At 60.9% G+C, this 23,656-nt stretch carries 24 protein-coding genes; 15 read left to right on the forward strand and 9 right to left on the reverse strand.

All coding sequences use genetic code 11. The annotated features are described in order from the left end of the window. Window positions 1–383 precede the first annotated feature (383 nt). The 3 genes from CFBP5499_RS03625 (at window position 384) to CFBP5499_RS03640 (ending at window position 3,437) form a co-directional block, all read left to right on the forward strand. A complete protein-coding gene (locus CFBP5499_RS03625; RefSeq protein WP_080825547.1) occupies window positions 384–1,916 on the forward strand; it encodes a sensor histidine kinase in 1,533 nt (510 codons plus the stop codon). Then, the gene (locus CFBP5499_RS03630; protein ID WP_175416603.1) at window positions 1,888–2,799 is read left to right on the forward strand and encodes a peptidoglycan-binding domain-containing protein; all 912 of its coding nucleotides are present in this window, start codon (window positions 1,888–1,890) and stop codon (window positions 2,797–2,799) included. Before CFBP5499_RS03625 ends, CFBP5499_RS03630 begins: the two co-directional genes overlap by 29 nt. Window positions 2,800–3,080: 281 nt before the next feature. Continuing rightward, a complete protein-coding gene (locus CFBP5499_RS03640) occupies window positions 3,081–3,437 on the forward strand; it encodes a DUF1491 family protein (protein WP_080827418.1) in 357 nt (118 codons plus the stop codon). A 61-nt stretch (window positions 3,438–3,498) separates the two neighbouring features. Here CFBP5499_RS03640 and CFBP5499_RS03645 read toward each other — a convergent pair whose 3' ends face one another. Further along, the gene (locus CFBP5499_RS03645) at window positions 3,499–4,428 is read right to left on the reverse strand and encodes a DUF2336 domain-containing protein (RefSeq protein WP_233284187.1); all 930 of its coding nucleotides are present in this window, start codon (window positions 4,426–4,428) and stop codon (window positions 3,499–3,501) included. 561 nt (window positions 4,429–4,989) lie between these two features. Here CFBP5499_RS03645 and CFBP5499_RS03650 point away from each other — a divergent pair. Then, window positions 4,990–5,178 (forward strand): hypothetical protein, encoded by a 189-nt coding sequence (locus CFBP5499_RS03650; RefSeq protein WP_175416604.1) that lies wholly within the window; start codon window positions 4,990–4,992, stop codon window positions 5,176–5,178. Window positions 5,179–5,198: 20 nt separating this feature from the next. Here CFBP5499_RS03650 and CFBP5499_RS03655 read toward each other — a convergent pair whose 3' ends face one another. The 3 genes from CFBP5499_RS03655 to CFBP5499_RS03665 all read right to left on the reverse strand — a co-directional run bounded on the left by CFBP5499_RS03655 (window position 5,199) and on the right by CFBP5499_RS03665 (window position 7,047). Next, entirely contained in the window at window positions 5,199–5,747 is a 549-nt protein-coding gene (locus tag CFBP5499_RS03655; protein WP_080825543.1) for a DUF1254 domain-containing protein, read from the reverse strand. Next, a complete protein-coding gene (locus tag CFBP5499_RS03660) occupies window positions 5,740–6,327 on the reverse strand; it encodes a DUF1214 domain-containing protein (protein WP_080825542.1) in 588 nt (195 codons plus the stop codon). The genes CFBP5499_RS03655 and CFBP5499_RS03660 overlap by 8 nt, the downstream gene beginning before the upstream one ends. Before the next feature lie 111 nt (window positions 6,328–6,438). Next, the gene (locus tag CFBP5499_RS03665) at window positions 6,439–7,047 is read right to left on the reverse strand and encodes a LysE/ArgO family amino acid transporter (RefSeq protein ID WP_080825541.1); all 609 of its coding nucleotides are present in this window, start codon (window positions 7,045–7,047) and stop codon (window positions 6,439–6,441) included. 129 nt (window positions 7,048–7,176) lie between these two features. On the opposite strand from CFBP5499_RS03665, the gene CFBP5499_RS03670 reads away from it, so the two are divergent. Further along, window positions 7,177–8,082 (forward strand): LysR family transcriptional regulator ArgP, encoded by a 906-nt coding sequence (locus CFBP5499_RS03670; protein ID WP_080825540.1) that lies wholly within the window; start codon window positions 7,177–7,179, stop codon window positions 8,080–8,082. A gap of 243 nt (window positions 8,083–8,325) precedes the next feature. Here CFBP5499_RS03670 and CFBP5499_RS03680 read toward each other — a convergent pair whose 3' ends face one another. Further along, window positions 8,326–10,515, reverse strand: coding sequence for a transglycosylase domain-containing protein (locus CFBP5499_RS03680; protein WP_137066240.1), 2,190 nt, complete (start codon window positions 10,513–10,515; stop codon window positions 8,326–8,328). A 255-nt stretch (window positions 10,516–10,770) separates the two neighbouring features. Between CFBP5499_RS03680 and CFBP5499_RS03685 the strand changes: the two genes are divergently transcribed. The 8 genes from CFBP5499_RS03685 to CFBP5499_RS03720 all read left to right on the forward strand — a co-directional run bounded on the left by CFBP5499_RS03685 (window position 10,771) and on the right by CFBP5499_RS03720 (window position 17,010). Further along, complete coding sequence (locus CFBP5499_RS03685; protein ID WP_080825539.1) at window positions 10,771–11,262, forward strand: YcgN family cysteine cluster protein; 492 nt, start codon at window positions 10,771–10,773, stop codon at window positions 11,260–11,262. A 168-nt stretch (window positions 11,263–11,430) separates the two neighbouring features. After that, the gene (blaOXA, locus tag CFBP5499_RS03690; protein ID WP_080825538.1) at window positions 11,431–12,255 is read left to right on the forward strand and encodes a class D beta-lactamase; all 825 of its coding nucleotides are present in this window, start codon (window positions 11,431–11,433) and stop codon (window positions 12,253–12,255) included. A 39-nt stretch (window positions 12,256–12,294) separates the two neighbouring features. Continuing rightward, a complete protein-coding gene (locus tag CFBP5499_RS03695; protein WP_080825537.1) occupies window positions 12,295–12,900 on the forward strand; it encodes a class I SAM-dependent DNA methyltransferase in 606 nt (201 codons plus the stop codon). Window positions 12,901–13,063: 163 nt separating this feature from the next. Next, window positions 13,064–15,646, forward strand: a complete 2,583-nt coding sequence (locus tag CFBP5499_RS03700; protein WP_175416605.1) for a heavy metal translocating P-type ATPase — start codon at window positions 13,064–13,066, stop codon at window positions 15,644–15,646. Then, entirely contained in the window at window positions 15,643–16,065 is a 423-nt protein-coding gene (gene cueR / locus CFBP5499_RS03705) for a Cu(I)-responsive transcriptional regulator (RefSeq protein ID WP_130932454.1), read from the forward strand. Before CFBP5499_RS03700 ends, cueR begins: the two co-directional genes overlap by 4 nt. A 50-nt stretch (window positions 16,066–16,115) precedes the next feature. Beyond that, a complete protein-coding gene (locus CFBP5499_RS03710) occupies window positions 16,116–16,361 on the forward strand; it encodes a heavy-metal-associated domain-containing protein (RefSeq protein ID WP_080825536.1) in 246 nt (81 codons plus the stop codon). 30 nt (window positions 16,362–16,391) lie between these two features. Then, window positions 16,392–16,661, forward strand: coding sequence for a ribbon-helix-helix domain-containing protein (locus CFBP5499_RS03715; protein WP_080825535.1), 270 nt, complete (start codon window positions 16,392–16,394; stop codon window positions 16,659–16,661). Further along, window positions 16,651–17,010 carry a type II toxin-antitoxin system RelE/ParE family toxin gene (locus CFBP5499_RS03720; RefSeq protein WP_080825534.1) on the forward strand — a complete coding sequence of 120 codons (360 nt, stop codon included), beginning with the start codon at window positions 16,651–16,653 and terminating at the stop codon, window positions 17,008–17,010. The genes CFBP5499_RS03715 and CFBP5499_RS03720 overlap by 11 nt, the downstream gene beginning before the upstream one ends. Here CFBP5499_RS03720 and CFBP5499_RS29875 read toward each other — a convergent pair. Next, a complete protein-coding gene (locus CFBP5499_RS29875; protein ID WP_173986517.1) occupies window positions 17,007–17,255 on the reverse strand; it encodes a hypothetical protein in 249 nt (82 codons plus the stop codon). The genes CFBP5499_RS03720 and CFBP5499_RS29875 overlap by 4 nt on opposite strands. A 178-nt stretch (window positions 17,256–17,433) precedes the next feature. Between CFBP5499_RS29875 and CFBP5499_RS03730 the strand changes: the two genes are divergently transcribed. After that, window positions 17,434–18,822, forward strand: coding sequence for an MFS transporter (locus CFBP5499_RS03730; RefSeq protein WP_175416758.1), 1,389 nt, complete (start codon window positions 17,434–17,436; stop codon window positions 18,820–18,822). Window positions 18,823–18,903: 81 nt separating this feature from the next. Here CFBP5499_RS03730 and CFBP5499_RS03735 read toward each other — a convergent pair whose 3' ends face one another. The 3 genes from CFBP5499_RS03735 to CFBP5499_RS03745 all read right to left on the reverse strand — a co-directional run bounded on the left by CFBP5499_RS03735 (window position 18,904) and on the right by CFBP5499_RS03745 (window position 21,998). After that, window positions 18,904–19,077: a hypothetical protein gene (locus CFBP5499_RS03735; protein ID WP_080825533.1), complete on the reverse strand. Its 174-nt coding sequence runs from the start codon at window positions 19,075–19,077 to the stop codon at window positions 18,904–18,906. A gap of 68 nt (window positions 19,078–19,145) precedes the next feature. After that, window positions 19,146–20,864, reverse strand: coding sequence for a glycoside hydrolase family 32 protein (locus tag CFBP5499_RS03740; RefSeq protein WP_130932453.1), 1,719 nt, complete (start codon window positions 20,862–20,864; stop codon window positions 19,146–19,148). A 63-nt stretch (window positions 20,865–20,927) separates the two neighbouring features. After that, entirely contained in the window at window positions 20,928–21,998 is a 1,071-nt protein-coding gene (locus CFBP5499_RS03745; protein ID WP_233284172.1) for a sensor histidine kinase, read from the reverse strand. 176 nt (window positions 21,999–22,174) lie between these two features. Here CFBP5499_RS03745 and CFBP5499_RS03750 point away from each other — a divergent pair, with 176 nt between their 5' ends. After that, a complete protein-coding gene (locus CFBP5499_RS03750; protein WP_080827412.1) occupies window positions 22,175–23,635 on the forward strand; it encodes a protein adenylyltransferase SelO in 1,461 nt (486 codons plus the stop codon). Window positions 23,636–23,656 lie beyond the last annotated feature (21 nt).

Genomic DNA, 23,656 nt, shown 5'->3' on the forward strand with positions numbered 1-23,656 from the left:
CCGGCGAACAGCCGATTGCAAAAAGCGGCGCAATTTAATTCAAATTGTATCTATTCTCCTCGTATCGGGACGTGCGCCATCAATTCATTCGCATTTTAACAGTCCATGTTAAGCATAATTGCGACAGAGGCCACGCGTTCCGGGGCAAAGCGGCGGCAAGCCTTGCCACAAAGGTTAACACGATGGCGAAAATGAAGCGAAATCCGTCGCTTACCCGTCATTAACCATGATTGGCAAAGCTTGGAATAAATGCCCCGTAATGGGACTGCGGCACATTTGACGGGCCTTTGGCGTCATTCTTTTTATCCATTCCTTAAGCCGCCGCCTTCTATTGTCGGAGCCGTTAGAACCGCCTCAGGGATTCGGTGTTGGTATTGCGTAATATGAGAGAAAAAGCGGTCGCATTGGTCGACCATGCCGCGGGCAGATGGCTTGCGCGCATGGAAGAGGACGCCGAAAGGCGTGCCGGAACCATTGCACGCCTGCGCCGGCTGATCGCCTTCAGCGCCGTCGGCCTTTTTGTTGTACCAACCCTGTTCAGCCTCGTTTTCAGCCCCGCCATCGCGCTGCCAATCGGCGCTGCCCTGGTGCTGGCGCTGTTTCTAGCCGCCGCCGCGCTGATGATTGCCTTTTCGCGTCCCGCACGCGGCTTCTCTTCCCTTTCTGCCCCTTCCGGCGATGAGGATCTGATCGCCGCCGCGCAGGTGCCCGGTCTCGTTCTCACCCTTAATGAAAACGGTCTCGTCGAACGCATCTCCGGCCGCGACCGCGACAGTTTCCCCGCTGATCTCAAGGCCAGCAAGGGCGAGGTCTTCGCCGAATATGTCTATGTCTCCGATCGCATCGAACTGATGCAGGCCTTCGACCTGCTACGGCAGGGCGAGGACAAGGCGACCGCCGAGCTTCGGTTCGAAACGGGTGCAAAATCGCGCCAGGCGCAATTCATGCACGTCCGCATCGAGATGACCGCGATCCGCGGCGCGACCGGCCGCCTGCGCCGCATCGTCGCCCAGCTTTCCGATGTGACTGATATGGAACGCCTGCGCCGCGATGTGGCCCGCAAGGCGGCGGAGGCGGAATCGGCCAATGACGCCAAGTCGCGTTTCCTTGCAGCCGTCAGCCATGAGTTGCGCACGCCGCTCAACGCCGTCCTCGGTTTTTCCGATATTCTGGCAGGCGAATATTTCGGTCGGCTGGAAAATGACCGCCAGCGGGAATATGTCGGCCTCATCCGCCAGTCCGGCGCGCATCTCCTGTCCGTCGTCAACACCATGCTGGATATGAGTAAGCTCGAAGCCGGTCGTTACGAATTGCTGATGGAAAGCTTCCCGATTTCGGAGACCATAGCGTCCTGCGAGGCCATGCTCGGCCTGCAGGCAAAGGAAAAAGGCCTGACATTGACCAGCCGCATCCAGCGCGGTATCGGCGAAATCTCCGCCGATCAGCGCGCCATCCGGCAGGTCCTCATCAATCTCGCCGGCAATGCCATCAAATTCACCGATGCGGGTGGTGTGGTGTCGATCGATGCCGCGCGTGAAGGTGGGATGCTGAAGCTGACGGTGAGCGATACCGGCATCGGCATCGCGTCCGACAAGATAGAATTGCTGGGCCAGCCCTTCATGCAGGTTCAGAATGAATATACCCGTCGCTATGAGGGCACGGGTCTGGGATTGTCCCTGGTCAAGGGGCTTGTGGCATTGCATGGCGGCACTTTCGTCATCGCCAGCAAGCCCGGCGAGGGAACGGTCGTAACGATCACCTTGCCTGCCGACGGCTCCGGCATGGCGGGTGGCGGTGAAAACGCTGAAACCGAATGCATGGTGGAATTCCCGCCCCGCATCCGCCAACTCGGCGATATGGCCGCGAAGATGAAGAAGGATGGTGACGATGGCCCCGCGAAAGCGAAAATCGCCTAAGAAAACAACGGCCCAGATCGGCGCCGGATTTGTTTCCTTGGTGGTTTCGGCCATCGGGCGCGAAATCCTGCGCCATCCGAAACTGGTCGGCAGCTGCGGCGCCTTTGCGGTTGTCTTCGGTTTTGTCGCCGCCAATGCGCTCTGGTATCAGCCGGGCGTCCACCCGACGCCCTTCCTGCGCACGCGCGATGCGGAAAACCCGAACGGTATTGCCGGTTATCGCCCGACCGAACCACTCGGCACGCACGGCAACGTCACCACCTTCCGTATAGAGCGGCCGGCAGAAAACGAGACGGCGCAACCCCCGGCCGCAACTGAAACCGCGGCACTTCCCGCCGCCGACACCCAGAAGCCGCAGCAGATCGTCGCCGATATTCAGGCCGAACTCAGGAAACGCGGGCTATATGAAGGCGAGGCGGATGGCCGCATGGGGCCGAGGACCGCCGCCGCCATCATGTTCTTCGAGGAAACGCTGGGCATGGAGCAGACCGGCGAGCCGACGACCCGCGTGCTGGCGGCACTGAAGATCGATGGCGCGACGGTTGCCGCGATCCCGAAAGACCGGCCTTCCGACACCAGCGGCGGCGTCGAGATCGATCCCGTCGCGGCCGCCATCCGCAAGGCGGAGGCACCGCGCCCGAAAGCTGAGCCGGCTTCCCTCAACACTTCGGCCAATGCCGCCAAACCGGCAAGCCGCGACCTGATCGCCAAAATCCAGCAGGGGCTGATCAACATCGCTTATGCCGATGTGAAAGTGGACGGTGTGGCCGGGCAACAGACCCGCAATGCCATCCGCGCGTTTGAAAAACACTATCGCCTGCCGGAAACCGGCGAGCCGAGCGAGGTTGTGCTGAAGAAGCTGAAGTCGATCGGGGCGCTTTAGATTTAATCTTCCGGAGGGTTGACGGCGGACCGAAGGTGCTTGGGGCTTTACCCCCCTCTGCCCTGCCGGGCATCTCCCCCTCAAGGGGGGAGATCGGTATGCGGCAAGGTCTCGCCCATCTCGACGCTTGAGAATGGAGCAGTGAAAGAGCCTCCTGCCGATCTCCCCCCCTTGAGGGGGAGATGCCCGGCAGGGCAGAGGGGGGTGAAGCCCCGCGCACCCTCGGCCGCTTAAAATCAACATTGAGAGCACGTCCCACCGTTTCCACCGAAAGCAAACCCATGCGCCTCAAATCCGAAATGTTCGTCTCAGCCCTCATCCGCCGCGTCTTTGCCGCCGGTGGATTTGCCGCTGTCGAAAAGAAAGGCGCAGAGGAGGCGGGGGCGATCTTCGTTCGCCAGCGGCTGCGCGACGGCCGCGAGAATCTCTATGGGCCCGCCCCGCAGAGTTTCGCCGATGACGAGGACATCATCCGCGCCGAGCGTCGTTTCGAAACGCGTCTGGCCGGTGTGGAGGGCGAGGAAAGTGCTGCCCTGCTGGAAAGGGAGAGGCGGTTCGACAGCGACCTGTGGGTCGTGGAGATCGAGACCGATGAGATCGGCACGCTGCTGACGCTGGTAGACCGGCCGCAGGCATAGAACTGTCCGGTCAGGGCCTGCCTCTTCGATCCGTGAAGATGCGGGGCCAGCCTGCCTACCCTTACGTCCCGGTTCTCTGCGCCGCCGGTGCGCTGCGGCTCGGCCGTTCGCGACCATGCGTATAGCTGTCGGCGCGACGCCAGCTTTCCAGCCGCTCTTCGCATTCCACAATGTCGAGGCCATCGAGCAGGGCTTCCGCGCGGCTCATGTCGCCTTCGGCGGCGGAAAGATGCGGATAGAAGCACTGCAGGACGAAGGCCGCCTCGGAAAATTCCATTCCAAGCCCGGTCAAAGTCGTGGCCAACTGCATACCTGATATATCGAGCATGATGCGCTCCGACAGCCAGTAGCTGGAAGACAGCGAATCCGCCAGCGCCACCGCAAATTGCCGGGCGTTGCGTTCACGCGCGAAACGGACGAGCAGCGCTTCCTGCACCTCGCTCAGGCGGCGAAGGCCGAGGATATCGTTTTCCGGGCGGTTGAGGTGATGCGCCATCTGCTTGATCCGCTGGCGCATTTCTTCTTCGAGTGCGGAGACGGCGGCGATGTTGTCGGTCTTTTCTTCCGCTTTCGGCTCTTCGGAGCTTGCCGCCGTCTGCGGTTCCGCGACGTCAGTCTCCTCGTCCGGCCGTTTTAGGTCTTCCGCATGGCGCAGCCCGACGAGCGCATCGATGACGGTGGGGGAGAGGTCTTCGCGCCGGACGATGGTGCGCGCATGGGCCGCCCCTTGCGTGCGGGCAATGGTGATCAGCGTGTCGTCGTCAAGGCATTTGGAGGAAATGAGGAAGGGTGCCGCAAGCGAAATCGGCTGGCAGGCAATGAAGAAGGCGACGGCCGAAGGCACGCTCGGATGCTGCGAAAGCGCTGCAATCGCCTCGCGCTTGGCTTCCTCGGTGGAGGCGTTGAAAAGCGGCATGAAAAGTTCGGCGAACTGCCGGAGGTCCGTTTTTGACGGATGGGAAACAGTCTCGAAATTCGTCACCGTGGCCATAAGTACCACATCTTTCTTCCTCACGGCTCTTGGCCTCTCAAGTTCTCGAAACCGGTCGGTCAACGCACTACCCAACAAACGCAAACACAATATCGGCTCAAACTAGAGCAAATCCGTTGACGTCCTGTTAACTATGGGGGGTGGCAAGAGGGAATCTGCCTCTTTCAACAAGGAAATTTTAAAACCTTCAAAGCGGCTTAAAAGCCGTGGAACTTTACCGCATCGCCTTGGTTTTCAACGGGTGCGTCCGCAGGAGCAATAAGTGAGGGCGCGGCAATTAGGGTTAACGGATCATTAACCTCTGTCTGTTTGTAATTTCATGGGCAGTATTAGGATTCCATGTTATTCTGATCTACGGAATAAATGCAAAAATGGCATGTGAAGCCTGAATCTGCGCACGATCGCCTTATAAGAATCGCTTTGGATTTTTGGATCGTGCGAAAACCAGTCTGTGGACTGGCCTATGCGCAATGTGATGGTGATGAAATTCCCGACGCAAGACGAGGCTTGCGCGGTTCCCATGGGCAACATTGACAATCATGTCCCGAAGAGGAGATGAGCATGGCAGAGATTATTCCAATTGGCGACGCCCGACGAAGCCTGCGCCCCGCTGGCGTGGTTGGACAGGTGATCGGCCCGGCGAAGGTCGTGCTGTTTACTGGCGTTCGTTATGAAAAACGCGATGCGGAGCCAACAGGCAAAGTCGCGCGCAAGGGCAAATCCGCAGCGGAAACCGCCCTCAAGTCCTGATTACCGACAATGAACCGACGTTATTTCCATGGCGTCGGCTGGCATTTCGCCTCGTTCAGGAACCGCTCCGCTTCTTCGCCGAAACTCGGCTGCGGCACCATGGTTCGCAACACCACATAACCTTCCGTCTGATCCGATTCCGCCAGAATGGCCTGCGAGAGCGCGGGCGGCTGTGCCTTGCGGATGGCGGCGATCTGCACCGCATCGGCCACCAGAATATCCATCTCGCCGCCGGCGGAGGTGCGGTCGTTCATGCTGAACACCTCGTTCGAGGCCTTGTCGTAAACCGCGACCGACCAGAAGGGAACGGCGCCGATGGCGGTGAGCCTGACCGGCTGTTCCTCGATATTGAAGGTGCAGACGGCCACCCGCATGAAGGGATCGCCACTACCGAGGGTCTTTTTCTCCGTCGTCTCTTCGAGCAGATGAAACAGATGCGGTTTTCCCTCCGCCACTGCCCGCGTATAGGCGTCGCGATTGCTGAAGTGCGGTATCGCCAGAATGACGATGACATGCAGTACCGCGGCGGCGACGAGGCCGGTGACGACGGCGAGCAGGACCCTAAGCATTGCCACACCCCAGCTTGCGAATCTGCGGCATGGAAATGTCGATCAGGCCGGAACTGCCGGCAACCGGCGTATCGAGCAGCGTCATGACGAGCTTGAAGGTCTGGCCCTGCGGCACCGCCAGCCAGTTGTAGGTCTGGGCGTCGGGAGCGATGCTGATGTCGATGCCGCCATCGGCGCTGCGCAGCAGCGTGCGGGAATTGAGCGCGAAGGGCCGCCCTGCATCTTCGGCTAGCACATTGCCCTGCTGGTCGGCGGTATAAAGCGTCCAGAAACGCGCCGGCGGCACGGCGCCGGCCAGACGGTAGCGGCATTCACCACTCAGGCGCTGGCCGTCGCTATCGACGGCGGCGGTGAAAGACAGCCCCTCAGCCGTGCCGTAAAGCAGCTTGCCGGCATCGGTGCGGTGCGATTTGGCGTAAGGGTCGGCCTCAATCGTCTGCGCCTCGGGAAAGGCATCCCAGGAGCCGATGCGGATCGATCCGAAGCCGGACGTCGCTTCAAGCGCTGCCATCGTCGCGGCAATACCGCCGCCAAAGGCGATCAGAAGGGCGATGCCGACAAGGAATGGAACTCGGAACACGCTGCTTTCCCGTTTTTGAACAGGTCGAGGACTATCACTGATTCCCCCTTTGGAAAATGGCGTGGCTCGTTTAGTCCTCGTGAAAGTGACGGGAGCGCGAAATTCCTGCCCTTATGCACCCATCACCAGCTTGAAGGCGATGGCCCACATGGTAACGGCGATGATCCCTTCGAGAATGCGCCAGGCGGAAGGCTTTTCGAAGATCGGCCGAAGCCAGCGTGCCCCATAACCCAGCGAAAAGAAGAACAGCAGCGAGCCGGTGGCCGCGCCTGCCGCAAAGGTCTTTTCGAAACCGGGAAACTGCGTGGAAATCGTGCCGAGCAGCACGACGGTATCGAGATAGACATGCGGATTGAGAAAGGTGAGCGCCAGGCAGATGGCAAGCGTCTGCCACAGGCTCGCCTCCTGCCGCTCGGCCACCGAAAGCACCTCGGATGAACGCAGCGCCGAATGCAGGCTTTTGGCACCATACCAGATGAGAAAAGCGGCCCCCGCATAACGCATGATCGGATCGAGTGCTGGCATGATCGCACTGATCCGCTGAAAACCGAACACGCCGACGGTAATCAGCAGCGCATCTGATATCGCGCAGGTGGCGCAGACGGCAAAGACATGCGAACGCGCCAGCCCCTGTTTCAGCACAAAAGCATTCTGCGCGCCGATGGCGACGATGAGGCTGAGGCCCATGGTGAGACCGGTGAAGAAGATTTGGATGTCCATGTGGTCGGTGGCCTCTTGTCTCTGTCCGTGCGGAATGGCGCAAGCCGTTGCTTGCGGACCGAGTGCTTGGATATTTGGCCTTGATGGTTTAATCCAGTTAAATAAATTCAGTCCGGATAAGTTTTGCTAATGCTCGACTACCCTTCCATGCGCGCCGTGGCGCTCGTTGCCCAGACCGGCAGCTTTGAAAAGGCGGCGCAGGTGCTGTGCGTGACGCCATCAGCCGTTTCCCAGCGCATCAAGCAGCTGGAAGAGCGGCTGGGCGTGGTGCTGATCGTGCGCGGCAACCCCTGCGTGGCGACAGAGAAGGGCGAGTGGCTCTGCCGTCACATGGATCATGTCGGCATGCTGGAAAACGAGTTGTTCCGCCAGCTTCCGGCGCTCGCGCAGGCAGGCGATGCGCAGGAACGCGTGACCCTCAACATCGCCACCAATGCCGACAGCCTCGGCACATGGTTTCTGGATGCAGTATCAAAATTTACCGCCAGCAGTGATTATCTCGTCAATATCGCGGTGGACGATCAGGATCACACGGTGGAATGGCTGCGCGGCGGCAGGGTGCTCGCCGCCGTCACCGCCCATGACAAGCCGGTGCAGGGCTGCCGGGTAACGCCGCTCGGCGTGCTCCGCTATCACGCCACCGTGAGCCCGGATTTCATGGCCCGCCATTTTGCCGAAGGCGTCACCCCCGCAGCCCTTGCCCGCGCGCCGGGGTTGACCTTCAACCAGAAGGACCGGTTGCAGGCGAGCTGGATCAGGCAGGCGCTAGGTGCGGAGGTTTCCTATCCCACCCACTGGCTGCCTTCGACCGATGGTTTCGTGAAGGCGAGCCTTGCTGGCATGGGCTGGGGGCTCAATCCGGTGCAGCTGGTGGGCGAGCATCTGGTTGCGGGTCAGCTGGTTGAGCTTATGCCGGGCACGCCGCTGGATATTCCGCTGTACTGGCAGGTCAACCGGCTTGCGGCGGAGCGGTTGGTGGGGTTGACGGCCAATGTGGTGGAGACGGCGAGGGCGGTGTTGATGCCGGTGGGGTGAGGTGTTTTGCGTTTTGGGGTGGCGGCGTTGGAGCGTGCGGCTTACCCCCCTCTGTCCTGCCGGACATCTCCCCCTCAAGGGGGGAGATCAGCAAGGGGAGCTACCGCAACTTCATTCGCAAAGGTTGAGATATGCGAGACGTCGCCGCATATCGATCTCCCCCCCCTTGAGGGGGAGATGCCCGGCAGGGCAGAGGGGGGTGAGCCGCACGCTCCGCCGGTAACCTCTTAACGCGATGTGTTATCAACGCCGCATGGCATCTATGCCCTCATGCGAGGAAGCATCCGCCACCTTCTGCGTCGTCACACTCAACGCCGTGGCTTCTTTCATCTTCCGCCCAATCGAGCGGATCACCCGCGTCGCCTCGGCCGAGAGCGAGCGCGGCCGAGTGAGCGCCGGCATCGCGGGTGTGTTGGCAGAGGCGGCTGCCACTTCGGCGGAAGGCTGCGGGCGAGCACCCGTCGGCAGCGGGTTCTGGATGCCGGGGATCGGGCGCAGCTCCATGCCCTGATGGGCATAGTCCATCAGCCGCTTGTAGGTCATGGCCGGCAGCGCGCCGCCGGTCATGTTGTTCATCGGCGTGAATTCGTCATTCCCGAACCAGACGGCCGTCGTGTAATTGCCGGTGAAACCCACATACCAGGCGTCGCGATAGGCCTGCGACGTGCCGGTCTTGCCGCCTGAGACGATGCCGTTTTCCAGTGCCCCGCGCCGGGCGGTGCCCATGACCGGGATGGTCACCAGCATCTGGTTCATCTTGGAATTGGCCTCTTGCGAAAGCACCCTTTTGGCCGGCGGCTCGTCATGGCTGAAATCGTAGAGAACCTTGCCCTCGTAGTCCAGTACCTGCTCGATGCCGTGGCGGCGTGACTGCATGCCGTCGGCCGGGAACACGGCATAGGCGGTGGCCTGATCGAGAACCGTCACTTCTGATGTGCCGAGCGGAATGGTCTTGTCGCTGCGCAACGGTGTTGCCACGCCCATGGCTTTGGCAGTATCGACGATCACCTGCGTGCCGAGCACATCCTTGGCGAGCCGGACCGGAACGGTATTGTAGGATTTGGCGAGCGCCACCTGCAACGTCACCTTGCCGGCATAGGAGCGGCCGTAATTCTGCGGCGACCAGCCGCGCCAGGTCACCGGCGCGTCTGATATCAGCGTCTCGGGCTTCATGCCCTTTTCCATGGCGGCCGAATAGGTGTAGACCTTGAAGGAGGAGCCCGGCTGGCGAAGTGCTGCCGTGGCGCGGTTGAACTGGCTTTCGCCATAGTCGCGCCCACCGACCATGGCGCGCACGCCGCCGCCATTCTCGATCATCACCATCGCGCCCTGCTTGACGCGGTAACCCTCGCCATATTCGCGCAACTCCATTTCCATCGCCTGTTCGGCCGCCTGCTGCAGGCCGGTATCGATGGTGGTGCGCACAACGACGGTGTGGTCTTTGAATTTTCCTTCGGCCGCCAGCCGCTGCACTTCGTCGAAGGCCCAGTCGAGGAAGTAATCCGGGGCCTTCACGTCGGCGCGGTCGATGACGGTGGCCGGGTTGCGCCTGGCGCCAATCACCTGGCCCTCGGTCATCAGCCCGCTCTGCACCAGGTTGGACAGCACGGTGTTGGCACGCGCACGCGCAGCGGGCAGATTGACATGCGGCGCATATTTGGCCGGCGCCTTGAACAGGCCGGCGAGAATGGCGGATTCGGAGAGCGTCACATCGGTGAGATTCTTGCCGAAATAAAACTGCGCCGCCGCAGCGGCACCAAAGGTGCCGCCGCCCATATAGGCGCGGTCGAGATAAAGGCTGAGAATTTCCTTCTTCGACATGTTGGTCTCGAGCCACAGCGCGAGGAAGGCTTCCTTGATCTTGCGTTCCAGCGAGCGCTCATTGGTGAGGAACAGGTTCTTGGCAAGCTGCTGCGTCAGCGTCGAGCCGCCCTGCACCACGCCGCCGGCGCGGGCATTCTCGCTCATGGCGCGGGCAAGGCCGATGAAATCGATGCCGAAATGGTCGAAGAAACGCCGGTCTTCGGTCGCCAGCACCGCCTTGATGAAATGGTCAGGCATCTGGTCGATCGGCACGCTGTCTTCATGGATGATGCCGCGGTGGCCGATGGTGTTGCCGTAGCGGTCGAGGAAGGTGACCGCGAAATCGCCGCGATAACGCCAGTCCTTCTTGGTCTCCTCGAAGGCGGGCATGGCCAGCGCCAGAAGCACGACGGACCCCGCCGTTCCGAAGGTCAGCGCGTCGCAGGTGAGGTTGACGAGAAGCTTCTTCCAGCCGCGAACATGCAGCTTACGCGAGGCAATGGTGACGTCTTCCCAGAAATCCACCAGCCGTGCCGCAGCCGTCCACAGACCGGAGTCGATGAAGCTATCGATCCGGAGCAGGATATGCCGCTTCTTGCGGCCTTTTTTTTCGTCTTTTTCTTCCTGCACCTGGCGAAGTTTTCCTGTTCGAGGCAACGCGGCCGTCGGTATTTCTGCGTTTAAACCCATTCCCGACGCAAAACCATGGCATGCTTGTGTCGGAATTGCTTGACGCGGCGGCTTCTTGCGGGCCAATGACCCTCTGCCGCCCGCCAATCGTGCTAAAATATCGTACAAACCAGCCCTTGGCGATACGATATAAAGGATTAGGGACCGGTTAAACACTCCCGTCCAAGAGATCAAAATGAAACGGAAATGTTAACGATGAATGACGCGCCGTTCTGGAAAACCAAATCGCTCACCGAGATGACCGGCGAGGAATGGGAAAGCCTGTGCGACGGCTGCGGCCTGTGCTGTCTGAACAAACTCGAGGACTGGGACACCGGTGAAGTGGTGTTCACCTCGGTCCGTTGCGTGCTGCTCGACGGTGAGAGCTGTCGATGCTCCGACTATGAAAACCGCCGCGCCACCGTGCCGGACTGTATCCAGCTCGACCTGAAGAAGGTGCATGAGATCGGCTGGCTGCCGCCCACCTGCGCCTATGCGCTGGTGCGTGACGGCAAGGATCTCTACTGGTGGCATTATCTCGTGTCCGGTGATACCGAGACGGTGCACGAGGCCGGCATTTCGGCGCGCGGGCGCACCGTCAGCGAGGCCGATGTGGATGTTGACGACTTCGAGGATTATGTGGTCGACTGGCCCCTGACAGTGGGTGAGACGGCCGGCGAGAGGGCGGGCGAAAAGCAACGGACTTGACGGAAAACGTCAATTTTTGTTTTGGTCCTATTCCTGCCCCATCAGTCTCCTAAGGCATGTCATCCGAAAGCGTGTCACGGTTTCGGGATCGATTTGTCTGAAATCAAAGACAGCTTCCGGCCATTCCGGCAAATGATCCGCAAAAGCGGACGAGGGACATCAAAACGCATGCGCTATCGGCTGCCCGCCATCGTTCTTTCGTGCCTTGCCCTTCCGGGCCTCCTGCCGTTTTCCGCTTTTGCCCAGCAGCAACCGCAGGCCTTTGAATGCACGCTGGTCACATCAATCGAAACGGGGGCCATCATCAACCAGCAGGGCGCCTGCGACCAGCGCGTGGCGCCGGCCTCCACCTTCAAGGTGCCGCTGGCGCTGATCGGCTATGATGCCGGCATCCTTCAGGATGAGAAGTCGCCCGCCTGGGACTGGAAACCCGGCACGGAAGCCCGTGCCTCGGATCGCAAGACGGTCGATCCGACGATATGGGAGCAGGATTCGGTGCTGTGGTATTCGCGAGAAGTCACCCGCCGCCTCGGCCCGGAAAAATTCGCCGCCTATGTGAAGCGCCTCGGTTACGGCAATGCCGATGTGTCCGGCGAGCCGGGCAAGAATAACGGGCTCACCCATTCCTGGCTCGGCTCGTCGCTCACGGTTTCGCCGGTGGAGCAGGTCGGTTTCCTCCGCCGCCTTCTGGCCGGCAATCTGCCGGTCTCGCGCGATGCGCAGGCAAAGACGAGGGCCATCGTGCCGGTCTTCGATGCACCGGAAAGCTGGGCCGTGCACGGCAAGACCGGCACTGGCTACATGCGCGACGAAAAGGGCAATCCCGACCGCAACCGCCCCTTCGGCTGGTTCGTCGGCTGGGCGGAAAGAGAAGGCCAGCACATCGTCTTTGCAAGGCTGCGCGTCTCCGACAAACCATCGAACGAGCCGCTCGGACCGGCGGTGCGCGACGCTTTCCTGCGCGACATTCCGCGGCTGGCGGTGCACAGGTAGGCGATGGCTGCCCCAAACCTCGGAGAAGGACATCGGCATATGTCGGACGCCTCCCGCGATGTCATCAAGCTCTATACGGTCCACGGCGGCGATTTCGACAGTGCGCGTGGCCGCTCCCTGGCCGAAAAACCATGGCTCGACAGATTCACCTCGCTCTTGCCCGATGGCGGCTCCATTCTCGATATCGGTTGCGGTTCGGGCGAACCTATTGCCGGTTATTTCATTGCCAAAGGTTATGACGTCACAGGCATTGATGCGTCCCTGCCGCTGATTGAGCTTTGCCGCAGTCGGTTTCCGGAAAATCTCTGGGGGGCTGTCGATATGCGCGAACTCGCCCTTGGCAGCCGCTTCGACGGTTTAATCGCCTGGCACAGTTTTTTCCACCTGAAGCCCGAAGATCAACGCCTGATGTTCGGCATTTTCCGCCAGCACGCCAATGACGGTGCGGCCTTGATGTTCACGGCCGGGCCGGGGCATGGCGAAGCAATAGGCACGTTTCAGGGCAAGCCGCTTTATCACGCCAGCCTTGCGCGCGAAGACTATGAGAGCCTTCTCGCCGCCCATGGGTTCCGGCTTCTCGATCACATCGTCAATGACCCGCAATGCGGTGGGGCGACAATTTACCTCGCCAGACGCGTAGCCTGAGAGGCGACCGCGCGGTCATCCGATCGCAGCGGTAAACGGCGGAAATTCCTGCTTTTATGGTCGGTGCCAGCACTCACGATTGTGTGTTCAACAAAAAGCATCCCCGTACCTTGACCTTCCCATGATGGGAAGCCCTACATAAGGTCTCGAAAGGGGATTTCCCATGAACGAGACAGTCAGACACGCCCATCCCAATCAACCGGTTTCCGTGCCCGTTGAGGGCATGACCTGCGCCTCCTGCGTGCGGCGTGTGGAAACCGCTGCGGCGAAGGTGCCGGGCGTCGCTTCGAGCTCCGTGAACTTCGCAACGAAGAAACTCACCGTTGAGCCGGTGGAGGGTTTTTCGGCGAGGACGCTCGGCGCCGCCATCAAGAAGGTGGGTTATGATATCGCGCCGGAGCGACAGGAATTTGTGGTCGAAGGACTGCACGGTGACGCGGAGGCGGGCCGGCTCAAGGCTGTTCTGGAAGCCGTCGCCACTACAGTCGACGTGAAGGTGGACGCTGCGGCCGGCAAGGTCGCGGTGGAAACCATCGGCGGCCGCCGTGAGCGGGATGCGCTGGTGGAGACGGCAAAGCTCGCCGGTTTTCTGCTGAAGACGCCGGGACCGCGCGACCATTCCGCCCATCAAGGTCACGGCCAGCACCATGGACATCATCAGGGCCACGGCCAGATGGCGACCGGCGAGACCGGCGGCCATGACCATATGCAGCATGCCGGCGAGGAGGGCGCGCTGAAACGCGACCTGACGATTGCCGCGATCCTGACGGCGCCGCTTTTCGTGCTGGAAATGGGCGGCCATCTCTATGAGCCGATGCATCACTGGCTGATGGGCATCATCGATACGCAGAATCTCTATTACCTCTATTTCGTGCTGGCGACGGCGGTGATTTTCGGGCCGGGCCTGCGCTTCCTCAAGACCGGTTTTCCGGCGCTTTTGCGCGGCGCGCCGGAAATGAACTCGCTGGTGGCGCTGGGTGTCACGGCGGCCTATCTCTATTCCGTGGTGGCGACCTTCGCGCCCGATCTGCTGCCGGCAGAGGCGCAATTCGTCTATTACGAGGCGGCCACCGTTATCGTCACGCTGATCCTCACCGGACGGCTTCTCGAAGCCCGCGCCAGTGGCCGTACGGGAGACGCCATCCGCAAGCTGATGAGCCTGCAGGCGAAGACCGCCCGGGTGGAGCGCGACGGTGCGACCATCGATATTTCCCCTGACGATCTGGTGACAGGCGATATCGTCGTCATCCGTCCCGGCGAAAGGCTGGCGGTGGATGGCGAAGTCGTCGAAGGCTCGTCCTATGTCGATGAATCCATGATATCGGGTGAACCCGTGCCGGTGGAAAAGACGGTCGGCGCAGCGGTTGTCGGCGGCACTATCAACAAGACCGGCGCTTTCAAGTTTAGGGCAACCAAGGTCGGCGCCGATACCATGCTGTCGCAGATCATCCGCATGGTGGAGGAGGCGCAAGGCTCCAAGCTGCCGATCCAGCTGCTGGTCGACCGTGTTACCGCGCTGTTCGTGCCCGTTGTCATTGCGATTGCGGTGCTGACCTTCATCGTCTGGGCAATCTTCGGCCCTGAACCCGCCTATACATTCGGGCTGGTCAATGCGGTCGCGGTGCTCATCATCGCCTGCCCCTGCGCCATGGGTCTCGCCACGCCGACATCCATCATGGTCGGCACCGGCCGGGCGGCGGAGCTAGGCGTGCTGTTCCGCAAGGGGCAGGCTCTGCAGGAACTGCGCTCGGCCGAGATCGTCGTCGTGGACAAGACCGGCACTGTCACCAAGGGCCGCCCGGAGCTGACCGATCTGGTGGTTGCGGAAGGGTTTGCCGATGACGAGGTTCTGGCTCTGGTCGCCGCCGTCGAGGGCCGCTCGGAACATCCGATTGCCGAAGCCATCGTCCGGGCCGCGGAAGAAAGGAATGTGGCGACCCCTGCAGGACTCGAACTCGCAACCGTCGAAAACTTCGAAAGCGTGACGGGTTACGGTATCGCCGCCACCGTCAATGGCCGTAAGGTCGAAGTCGGCGCGGATCGCTACATGGCCAAACTCGGCCATTCCGTGGAGATTTTCGCTGAAGCCGCCGCAAGGCTGGGTGACGAGGGCAAGACGCCGCTTTATGCCGCCATCGACGGCAGGCTGGCGGCTGCGATTGCCGTCGCCGACCCGCTGAAACCGTCGAGTGTCACCGCCATCCGAGCGCTGCAGGCGATGGGTATCGAAGTGGCGATGGTGACGGGCGACAATGAACGCACAGCCAACGCGATAGCCCGGCAGGTCGGCATTTCCCGCGTGGTGGCGGAAGTGCTGCCCGAGGGCAAGGTGAAGGCGATCCACGAAATGCGCGCCGGCGGCAAGGTGCTGGCCTTCGTGGGCGACGGCATCAATGACGCACCGGCGCTTGCCGAGGCCGATATCGGCATCGCTGTCGGCACCGGCACGGATGTCGCCATCGAAAGCGCCGATGTGGTGTTGGTCGGCGGCGATCTTCTGGGTGCGGTCAACGCCATCGAGATGAGCCGTGCGACCATGCGCAACATCAAGGAAAACCTGTTCTGGGCTTTCGGTTACAACGTGGCGCTGATACCGGTTGCGGCGGGCGTGCTTTATCCGGCCTTCGGCATCACGCTCTCGCCGATGATCGGTGCGGGTGCCATGGCGCTGTCCAGCGTCTTCGTTCTCGCCAATGCCCTGCGGTTGAAACGGGCGAAGGTTGCGCACAGGGAGGTGACGTCGTGAATATCGGCCAGGCATCGGAAGCATCGGGCGTTTCCGCCAAGATGATCCGTTATTACGAGCAGATCGGCCTCATCACCCCCGCCGCCCGCACCGGCAATAATTACCGGGTCTATGGCGAGCAGGACGTGCATAATCTGCGCTTCATCAAACGGGCGCGCACGCTCGGTTTCTCGCTGGAAGAAACCGAGACGTTGCTGAAACTCTGGCAGGACAAGAGCCGCGAGAGTTCGGCGGTGAAGGAAATCGCGCTCGTCCACATCGCCGATCTCGAGCAGAAGATCGCCGAGATGAAAAGCATGGTGAAGACGCTGTCGCATCTTGCCCATTGCTGCGGCGGCGACCACCGGCCCGATTGCCCCATCCTCGACGATCTCGCGGGCGCCGACAAGGCAGACGGAAAGCCCGCCAAAACCCACTGAACTCGAGTGAAAGCCGGCTCGAAAACATCGTGCCAACCAAAGGAGACGTCATGAGCGCCACCACCTTCCTAATCCCGGACATGACCTGCGGCCATTGCGAGAAGACCCTGCGCGGCGCACTCAATGAGGTGCTTCCCGGGGTGTCCGTGAGCATCGACCTCAATGCCCACAAGCTGACCGTGACGGGCGATGCCGCAACCGCGGAGGAGGCGATCCGAGAGGCGTGTTATTCGCCGGAACGGGCGGCTGACGCATCTCGTCGCTGGAATGAGGAGGAAAGATGTGCTACTGAGTAGTATCACCTTTCCTTTGAAGGCAGACCCACAATGTCCGTTAAGGCATCAGTCTCGATTTCCGATCAGCAAGACAGCTTCGCCCGCAGGCTGGTGGAGGAGGGGCGTTATGCCAGCCTCAGCGCTGTCGTGCAGCGCGGCCTGGAACTGCTTCGGCAGGAGACCGAGCTGAACGACGCAGAACTTGCCGCGCTTCGCGACCTGCTGGCCGAGCGCGTCGAGGGAGAGTTTGTCTCTCTCGAGGACGGCAAGGACAGAACCGCAGCGATGATAGCAGCCAGGAAGGCCAGCTATGGCCTTTAAGGTCCTGCGTTCGGGGCAGACGGATCAGGATCTCGGCCTCATTCTCGACCATCTCGTTCAATCCTATCACGACCTTGGCGATGCTCTGCCCGAGGCTTTCGAGCGGGCAGTCCTGCGCATCGGCGCTATCGAGGCGGATATGCAAACCCTTGGCAAAGCGCCGCTTCAGGGGACATTGATGCCCGAATTGTTGTCCGGCCTTCGTCGGGTCACAAAAAATCAGGCGATCTTTTATTTCGATGTTGTTGAAAGCGAGAAGACGTTGCGCATTCTCGCCGTCTTCTTCGGTGGGCAGGATCATCAGCGGCATATGCTGAAGCGCCTCGTATCCGGCCAGCCGAGCGGTTAAACCTCGTCGAACGCACCGCCTTCGCGCGAAGGATTGCGGTTGATCACCCGTTCCTCGGCATCATCGGGAAGGGCCTCGTCGCTCTCCTGATAGGGGTCGTCCTCGGTTTCGGCCTCTTCTTCCTCGATTTCCTGTTCGATGGATTGCGGAATTTCTCCCTTGGCGGGGAGGGCGTCGATGTCGAGATCGAGCAGATCCTCATCCATGGCGTCTTCAGTGCTGGGCATGATCTTCTTGCGGTCCATGACGGTATCCTTTCTGACGGTTCTGTCGGCAAACGACCGGCGGGGCAGGTGGGTTCCTGCCGCCGGTCAATTCCGTGAGTTCAGATCGGATGAAAAAGCCCGCTTGACCTCAATGGCGCTTGAGGTTCTAGTTTGCCCGCCGTATCGCAAAAATCGAAAGGATACGGCTTTGTCGAGTATGGAAATGGTGGAGAAAAACGGCTGGGGCGAATTGCTGAGCGGGGCTAACCTCTCGCTTCTGACCGTCATCTCCTCCGGTATCGGTCTGCACGCCTTTAATCAGTTCGCTGTCGTCACGGCCTTGCCCGTCGCCGTCAATGAAATCGGCGGTGCGGGTTTTTATAGCTGGGCCTATAGTCTCTATTTCGTCGGTTCCGTGGCGGGAGGCGTTACCGCGGTGCTGTTTCGCGAACGCTTTGGCGCCCGTACCGTCCTGCTTCTGTGCTGCCTCATTTTCTCCTTCGGCTCGGTTCTTTCGGCAGTTGCCGGTGATTTTTTATGGGTGGTTATCGGCCGGGCGTTGCAGGGGGTGGCGGACGGGCTGATCGTGGCGGTGTGCTACAGCCTCATTCCCGCAGGGTTCCGCTCCGGACTGTTGCCGAAGGTCTTTGCCATCGAGGCGGCGATCTGGGCGGTGGCCTCCTTCATCGGCCCGCTGACCGGCGGTTTCGCCACCCAGCACATTTCCTGGCGCGCCACCTTCCTGCTCTCCGCACCTCTGATCATCGTGCTCATGGTATATACGGTGGTTGCCGTCTCCGCCGAGCGGCCGGTGGCGGCCACGCGCAAGCCACTGGTGCCGCTGCTGCTCTGCCTTGTCGGCGCACTGGCCTTTTCTGCCCCCTCCGCCTTTGAGGATGCGAGCCTGCGGGCGATTTCCCTGCTGGCGGGCGCGGCATTGTTATGGGCTTCTCTACGGGCAGGCATCCAGCCTTCCTCCGGCCTGTTCCCGAAGGATTCCTTCCGGCTGAAAACGGTGCTCGGCAGCGGCTTCTGGGTGCTGTTCCTGATGTCCTATGCCCATGCGCTCGGCAGCGTCTATCTCGCTTATGTCGCCATCAATCTCTGGCAGCATGAACCGACTTTTGCCGGTTTCATCGTCGTTACCATGCCACTCGCCTGGAGTTTCGTGGCGATGTTGATCGGCAGCCTGCGCTCAAACCGCCTGCGGGAGATTTGCCTGCATTACGGCCCCTACCAGATGGTGCCGGGCTGTGTGCTGCTGGGGCTCGGGCTTGCAACGGGCAATTGGGGAGAGATGCTGCTTGGACAAATCCTGATAGGCTCTGCCTTCGGTATGTCCTGGGCCGGTATCAGCCAGGCGGCCATGGAGGCGGCGCCGGAAGAGGAGCGCAGGATGACAGGTGCATTGCTGCCCACGGTCGCAACGCTGGGCTCTGCGGCGGGTGCGGGCGCGAGCGGCACCGTCGCCGCCGCGACCGATCTCGTCGTGCAGATCGATCGTGCTGACGTGACGACGCCGATGCTTTATCTTTATGGGCTGGGTGTGGTTGTGTCGCTGCTGGCGATCATGACGGCGAAAGGCTTACGGGGCGAACGCCGGTAGAGCATTTCCAGGAAAAGTGGAACCCGGTTTTCCGTCCGGAAATGCGACAAAACCAAACGAATGGCGGCTCGCCCTACGTCGTCAGGACTGGGTGGTGGCGATGGTGATCGCCGCCAGATAAACGACGAAGGCCATGATCGCGACCGCGCCGATAATGATGATGATACCCTTGCCGGCGCGTTTCTTCTCCGCCTTGTTTTCGTTGGCTTCGGTCGGAAACAGGATCGGATCACTGGTATCGCGGATTTTGGTCATGCCGTTTCTCCTTATCCGTGGATTGGGCGGTTTCGGTCTATCAACCGCCCAGTCCGCCAAAAGGTTCCTCACGGTTTCAGCGCCCAGCTGGTGGCGTGAACCACCGCACCGGGCTCGGCGCGAAGCAGTGCCGAGCGCACCGGTTCGAAACCTTCGATGCGCTTGGTGCCGACATAACGGCCGCGATTGGCAAAGACCTCGATCGAGCCGTAATCCAGGAAGATGCGGATGCGGGATGCTCTCGCGCCTTTGGCGATATAATGCGGCGAAACACCGTCGCGCCCATCCTCGTGGCGGATCCACAGGCCGGTCTCGTCGGAGACGAGACCGAGCGTGACGGCAGGATGATCGAGCGCCAGCTCGAAGGGCGCGCCTGACGAGGTAAGCTCGATCAATATTTCCACCGCACCGTTGATGAAGGTGACGCGTTCGCCGGCCGCCAGCCGCGTGCGGTCGAGAATATGGCTGCGCAGGCTTTCCGCCGCGCCGATCGGTGGGGTCAGAAGTTCGCCGTTAGCATAGTGAATCCGGCGGGGCAGGGTCATGGAAGTGGGGAAATCGATTTCCGGATTGGCATCCGCCCAATTTGCCAGCCAGCCGATGCCGATGATGCTGTCGCCATCCAGAAAGGCCTGAAAGGCGTAATTATCGGTGCCGAAATCCAGTTCCTGACCAAATTCCTTGGTGAAGACCTTGCCGTCGAACCAACCGACGTCTGCCATGGTCAGGTTCTTGCGGCCGGTCTCCGGGTCTTCGGAATGCATCAGTCCGTAAATCAGCACCCACCTTGTGGATCGGGCATTGGCGGGGCCATCGAGCGGCAGCAGGCACGGGCATTCGATGGCCGTGGTCTTGTAACGTGTCTCCACCCACAGCTTGCCCACATAGGTCCAGCCGGCGGCGGCCGTGGGGTCCAGCGTCTCGTAAAGCAGGATCACGCCACCGCCATCGCTCTGGCTGCCGAGCAGCATTTTCCACAAGCCGTCTGGGCCGCGAAAAACGTAAGGGTCGCGGAAGTCAGGCGTCAGCCCCTGCCCATCCGGGCGCTGGCCGAGAATGACGTCTGCCTGTCCGGCCATGATGAGATCCGACGAGGTGGCGGTAAGCTGGATCTGCTGTTCGGGAATACGGTCCTGCACCTGCTCGGTGAAAAAGACGCGGATGCCGGAGCCTTCCACCAGCGGAATGGTCGAGCCGGAATAGGCGCCGCCGCGCTTGTCCGGCCGCGTCGTCAGGTCCTCGGAGGGAAAAAGGAAGATTGGCAGATGCCGCCAGCGCAGATAATCCGAGGAGACCGCGTGGCCCCAATGCATGGTGTTCCAGCGCAGCCCGTGTGAATAATGCTGATAGAACAGATGCGGCCGGCCTTCGAAGCGGCCAAAACCGTTCGGGTCGTTCATCCAGCCGAAGGGTGGGCGGAAATGATAGCTGCCGGGAAGTTCGGGTGCGGTATTGTCCGGCTTGGTATGGACGACGGTGATGCCGGTTTCGAGCACATCCGAAGCGGTGAACCAGTAGATGACGGAAACGGCCGTGGTCACCGTGTCGTAGCTCAGCTCCACATGGCCGCCGCCGAAGACCTGATAGATTCGAAAACTGAACTCTTCCGTGTTGACGCTTGAAACTTCGGCGAATTTTCCATTCTGGTTGGAGAAGGAAACGGCGCCGGCTTCGGCGTCCTTTTTCGCCTTCAGCCACACATGAAACGTGGCGTTAACAGGCAGGTCGGTGTGAAGGGTGCGGATGGCGCTTTCCGGCTCGGCGTTTAAGGCTTCAACGACGGTCATTCCCGTTCCTTTCGTTGCGGCTAGTCTGGTTCAGAAAACGCAACGAATGGGACGAAAGAAAGTTCAACCGCCGGCTTGCCCCTGCGATGCCGTTTCGTATTTGCCGTTCAGTTCGAAAACCAGCCCTTCCGGATGATAGAAGGTGCGGCCCTCGCCGGAAAAATAGGCCGCGACGATCTGGTTGGTGAGGCGCGAGCCGAAACCCGTGCGCGTCGGCGGCCTGACCGGCGGGCCACCCGTTTCACGCCAGCGCAGTTCAAAACGGTCATTGCCGCCAAGCGTCCAGGCAATCTCCACCCGGCCGCTTTCGTTGGAAAGCGCACCATATTTCAGGGCATTGGTGGCAAGCTCATAAACCGCGAGCGACAGGCCGAGTGCCTGTTGCGGCGCGATGTCCATATCCGGGCCGGAAATGGTTACTCGCGCCCTGTCGTCAAGATGAGGATAAACGGAATCGCAGACAAGTTCGACAATGCCTGCGCCCTTGCCGGAAGCGTGCATGAGGTTCTGGGCGTTGCCGAGTGCCGCAATACGCTTCTTGATGGTGTCCCGCGCCTCTTCCAGCGACTGCGAATGGCGCATGGTGGCGCTGACGACGGCGGTCGTGATCGCCATCGTATTCTTGACCCGGTGAACGAGTTCGCGCCGTAGAACCTCCTCCCGCTTACGGCTTTCAACCATCGCCGTGGTCTCGACGGTGATGTTGATCAAGCCGGCAACTTTGCCCTGATCGTCGTAAAGCGGGCTGTAGGAAAAGGTCCAATAGGTATCTTCCGGATAGGCGTTGCGGTCCATGACGAGATGCATGTCCTCGGCAAACGTGCCCTTGCCGGACAGAGCGTCATCGACGAAATGTTTCACGTCGTCCCAGACATCCGACCAGATGATATGAAACGGCTTGCCGAGCGCATCCTGCTCCTTCAGCCCGAGAAACGGACGGTAGGCATCATTATAGATTATGTTCAGATCGGGTCCCCAGAACAGGCAGATCGCATGACGCTGCTTGAGAATCATCTGCACGGTGGTTTTGAGCGATACCGGCCATGTATTTATTGGCCCCGCAGCTGTCGATGCCCAGTCGAAGTGGCGGATAGCCTTGCCCATTTCACTGTCGTCATAGGGGAAGTCTGGCAACCGAGATATCCTGCTTGAACTGTCACTCATCTATTGGCTGTTTGTATGTTCAAATAGACCCGCAGTTCAAACTGATTTTTCCAAAGTCCGGCGCGCTTTTGACAATTGCTATTTTTCACCCTCGCAACCCGGCGGAAAAATGGCCATATCAGGTAAAAGCAGGGAGTTTACCCGTGATCAGATTCGACAATTCCTATGCCCGCCTGCCGGAGCGATTCAGCGCCGCCGTGCTGCCGACGCCGGTGAAGGCGCCGCGCCTCATCGCGTTCAATCGCGCGCTGGCGGATGAGCTTCTTCTCGATGTTTCGGGCCTTGATGATGACAGGCTGGCGACGATCTTCTCCGGCAACGTCGTGCCGCAGGGGGCCGAACCGCTGGCCATGGCCTATGCCGGCCACCAGTTCGGCGGTTTCGTGCCGCAGCTTGGCGATGGCCGCGCCATTCTTCTCGGCGAAGTGATCGACGCGAACGGCAAGCGGCGCGACATCCAGCTCAAGGGCTCCGGCCCTACGCCGTTTTCGCGCAGGGGAGACGGGCGCGCAGCGCTCGGGCCTGTGCTGCGCGAATATATCGTCTCGGAAGCCATGTTTGCCCTCGGCATTCCCGCGACGCGGGCACTGGCGGCCGTCCTTAGCGGCGAAAGGGTGCAGCGGGAAGTAGGCCTGCCGGGCGGCGTTTTCACGCGCGTCGCGGCAAGCCATATCCGTGTCGGCACCTTCCAGTTCTTCGCCGCGCGCGAAGATGACGAGGGCATCAGGAGCCTTGCGGATTATGTCATCGATCGCCACTATCCAGAGGCGAAAGACGCCGATAATCCCTATCTCGCTTTGCTGCGCGGCATCGCGGAACGGCAATGTGATCTTATCGCGCGCTGGATGATGGTGGGTTTCATCCATGGCGTGATGAACACCGACAATATGGCGGTTTCCGGCGAGACCATCGATTTTGGCCCCTGCGCCTTCCTCGACGAATACCATCCGAACAAGGTCTTCTCCTCCATCGATGCGCAGGGCCGTTACGCCTACAACAACCAGCCCGGCATCGCCCAATGGAACATCGCCAGGCTGGCGGAATGCCTGCTGCCGCTGCTCGATCCCGACGTGGAGAAGGCTGCGGAACTCGCCAATGCCGTTCTTGCCGATTTCGCGGCCGCCTTTCCCCAGCGCTGGCTCACCGGCATGCGCGAAAAGCTCGGCCTGACGACCGAGGAGGAGGGCGACATGGATCTGGTGCAGGCGCTTCTTTCGCTGATGCAGGCATCGGAAGCAGATTTCACGCTGACCTTCCGGCGTCTTTCCCATACGGCCAGTGGCGATGCTGAGCCGTTCCGCGGCATGTTCATCGATATTGCCGGGGCGGACGCGTTTTTGACCCGCTGGCGGGAACGAGCCGGTCGTGAGGGGATTTCCGATTCCGAAAGGTCAGCGGCGATGCTATCAGTCAATCCGGCCGTCATTCCCCGCAACCACCGCATCGAAGAACTGATCGAGGCGGCGGTGGAAGATGGCGATTTCGAACCGTTTCAGGCCATGCTGACGGCAATTGCAACGCCCTTCGAGGAACGGCCGGACAATTTCGTCTATATGCAGTCGCCGATGAGCCATGAGCGGGTGTTCAGGACGTTTTGCGGCACGTGAGCGAAGGTTGAACGGCAGTGT

Origin of the sequence: Agrobacterium tumefaciens (assembly GCF_005221325.1) — a bacterium.
Lineage (GTDB): Bacteria > Pseudomonadota > Alphaproteobacteria > Rhizobiales > Rhizobiaceae > Agrobacterium.

Excerpts from the sequence above, each read along its gene's own strand:
- CFBP5499_RS03625 (WP_080825547.1), top strand. The coding sequence starts at position 384 with ATGAGAGAAAAAGCGGTCGCATTGGTCGACCATGCCGCGGGCAGATGG.
- CFBP5499_RS03630 (WP_175416603.1), top strand. The coding sequence starts at position 1,888 with ATGGCCCCGCGAAAGCGAAAATCGCCTAAGAAAACAACGGCCCAGATC.
- CFBP5499_RS03640 (WP_080827418.1), top strand. The coding sequence starts at position 3,081 with ATGCGCCTCAAATCCGAAATGTTCGTCTCAGCCCTCATCCGCCGCGTC.
- CFBP5499_RS03645 (WP_233284187.1), bottom strand. The coding sequence starts at position 4,428 with ATGGCCACGGTGACGAATTTCGAGACTGTTTCCCATCCGTCAAAAACG.
- CFBP5499_RS03650 (WP_175416604.1), top strand. The coding sequence starts at position 4,990 with ATGGCAGAGATTATTCCAATTGGCGACGCCCGACGAAGCCTGCGCCCC.
- CFBP5499_RS03655 (WP_080825543.1), bottom strand. The coding sequence starts at position 5,747 with ATGCTTAGGGTCCTGCTCGCCGTCGTCACCGGCCTCGTCGCCGCCGCG.
- CFBP5499_RS03665 (WP_080825541.1), bottom strand. The coding sequence starts at position 7,047 with ATGGACATCCAAATCTTCTTCACCGGTCTCACCATGGGCCTCAGCCTC.
- CFBP5499_RS03670 (WP_080825540.1), top strand. The coding sequence starts at position 7,177 with ATGCTCGACTACCCTTCCATGCGCGCCGTGGCGCTCGTTGCCCAGACC.
- CFBP5499_RS03685 (WP_080825539.1), top strand. The coding sequence starts at position 10,771 with ATGAATGACGCGCCGTTCTGGAAAACCAAATCGCTCACCGAGATGACC.
- blaOXA (WP_080825538.1), top strand. The coding sequence starts at position 11,431 with ATGCGCTATCGGCTGCCCGCCATCGTTCTTTCGTGCCTTGCCCTTCCG.
- CFBP5499_RS03695 (WP_080825537.1), top strand. The coding sequence starts at position 12,295 with ATGTCGGACGCCTCCCGCGATGTCATCAAGCTCTATACGGTCCACGGC.
- CFBP5499_RS03700 (WP_175416605.1), top strand. The coding sequence starts at position 13,064 with ATGAACGAGACAGTCAGACACGCCCATCCCAATCAACCGGTTTCCGTG.
- CFBP5499_RS03710 (WP_080825536.1), top strand. The coding sequence starts at position 16,116 with ATGAGCGCCACCACCTTCCTAATCCCGGACATGACCTGCGGCCATTGC.
- CFBP5499_RS03715 (WP_080825535.1), top strand. The coding sequence starts at position 16,392 with ATGTCCGTTAAGGCATCAGTCTCGATTTCCGATCAGCAAGACAGCTTC.
- CFBP5499_RS03720 (WP_080825534.1), top strand. The coding sequence starts at position 16,651 with ATGGCCTTTAAGGTCCTGCGTTCGGGGCAGACGGATCAGGATCTCGGC.
- CFBP5499_RS29875 (WP_173986517.1), bottom strand. The coding sequence starts at position 17,255 with ATGGACCGCAAGAAGATCATGCCCAGCACTGAAGACGCCATGGATGAG.
- CFBP5499_RS03730 (WP_175416758.1), top strand. The coding sequence starts at position 17,434 with ATGGAAATGGTGGAGAAAAACGGCTGGGGCGAATTGCTGAGCGGGGCT.
- CFBP5499_RS03735 (WP_080825533.1), bottom strand. The coding sequence starts at position 19,077 with ATGACCAAAATCCGCGATACCAGTGATCCGATCCTGTTTCCGACCGAA.
- CFBP5499_RS03740 (WP_130932453.1), bottom strand. The coding sequence starts at position 20,864 with ATGACCGTCGTTGAAGCCTTAAACGCCGAGCCGGAAAGCGCCATCCGC.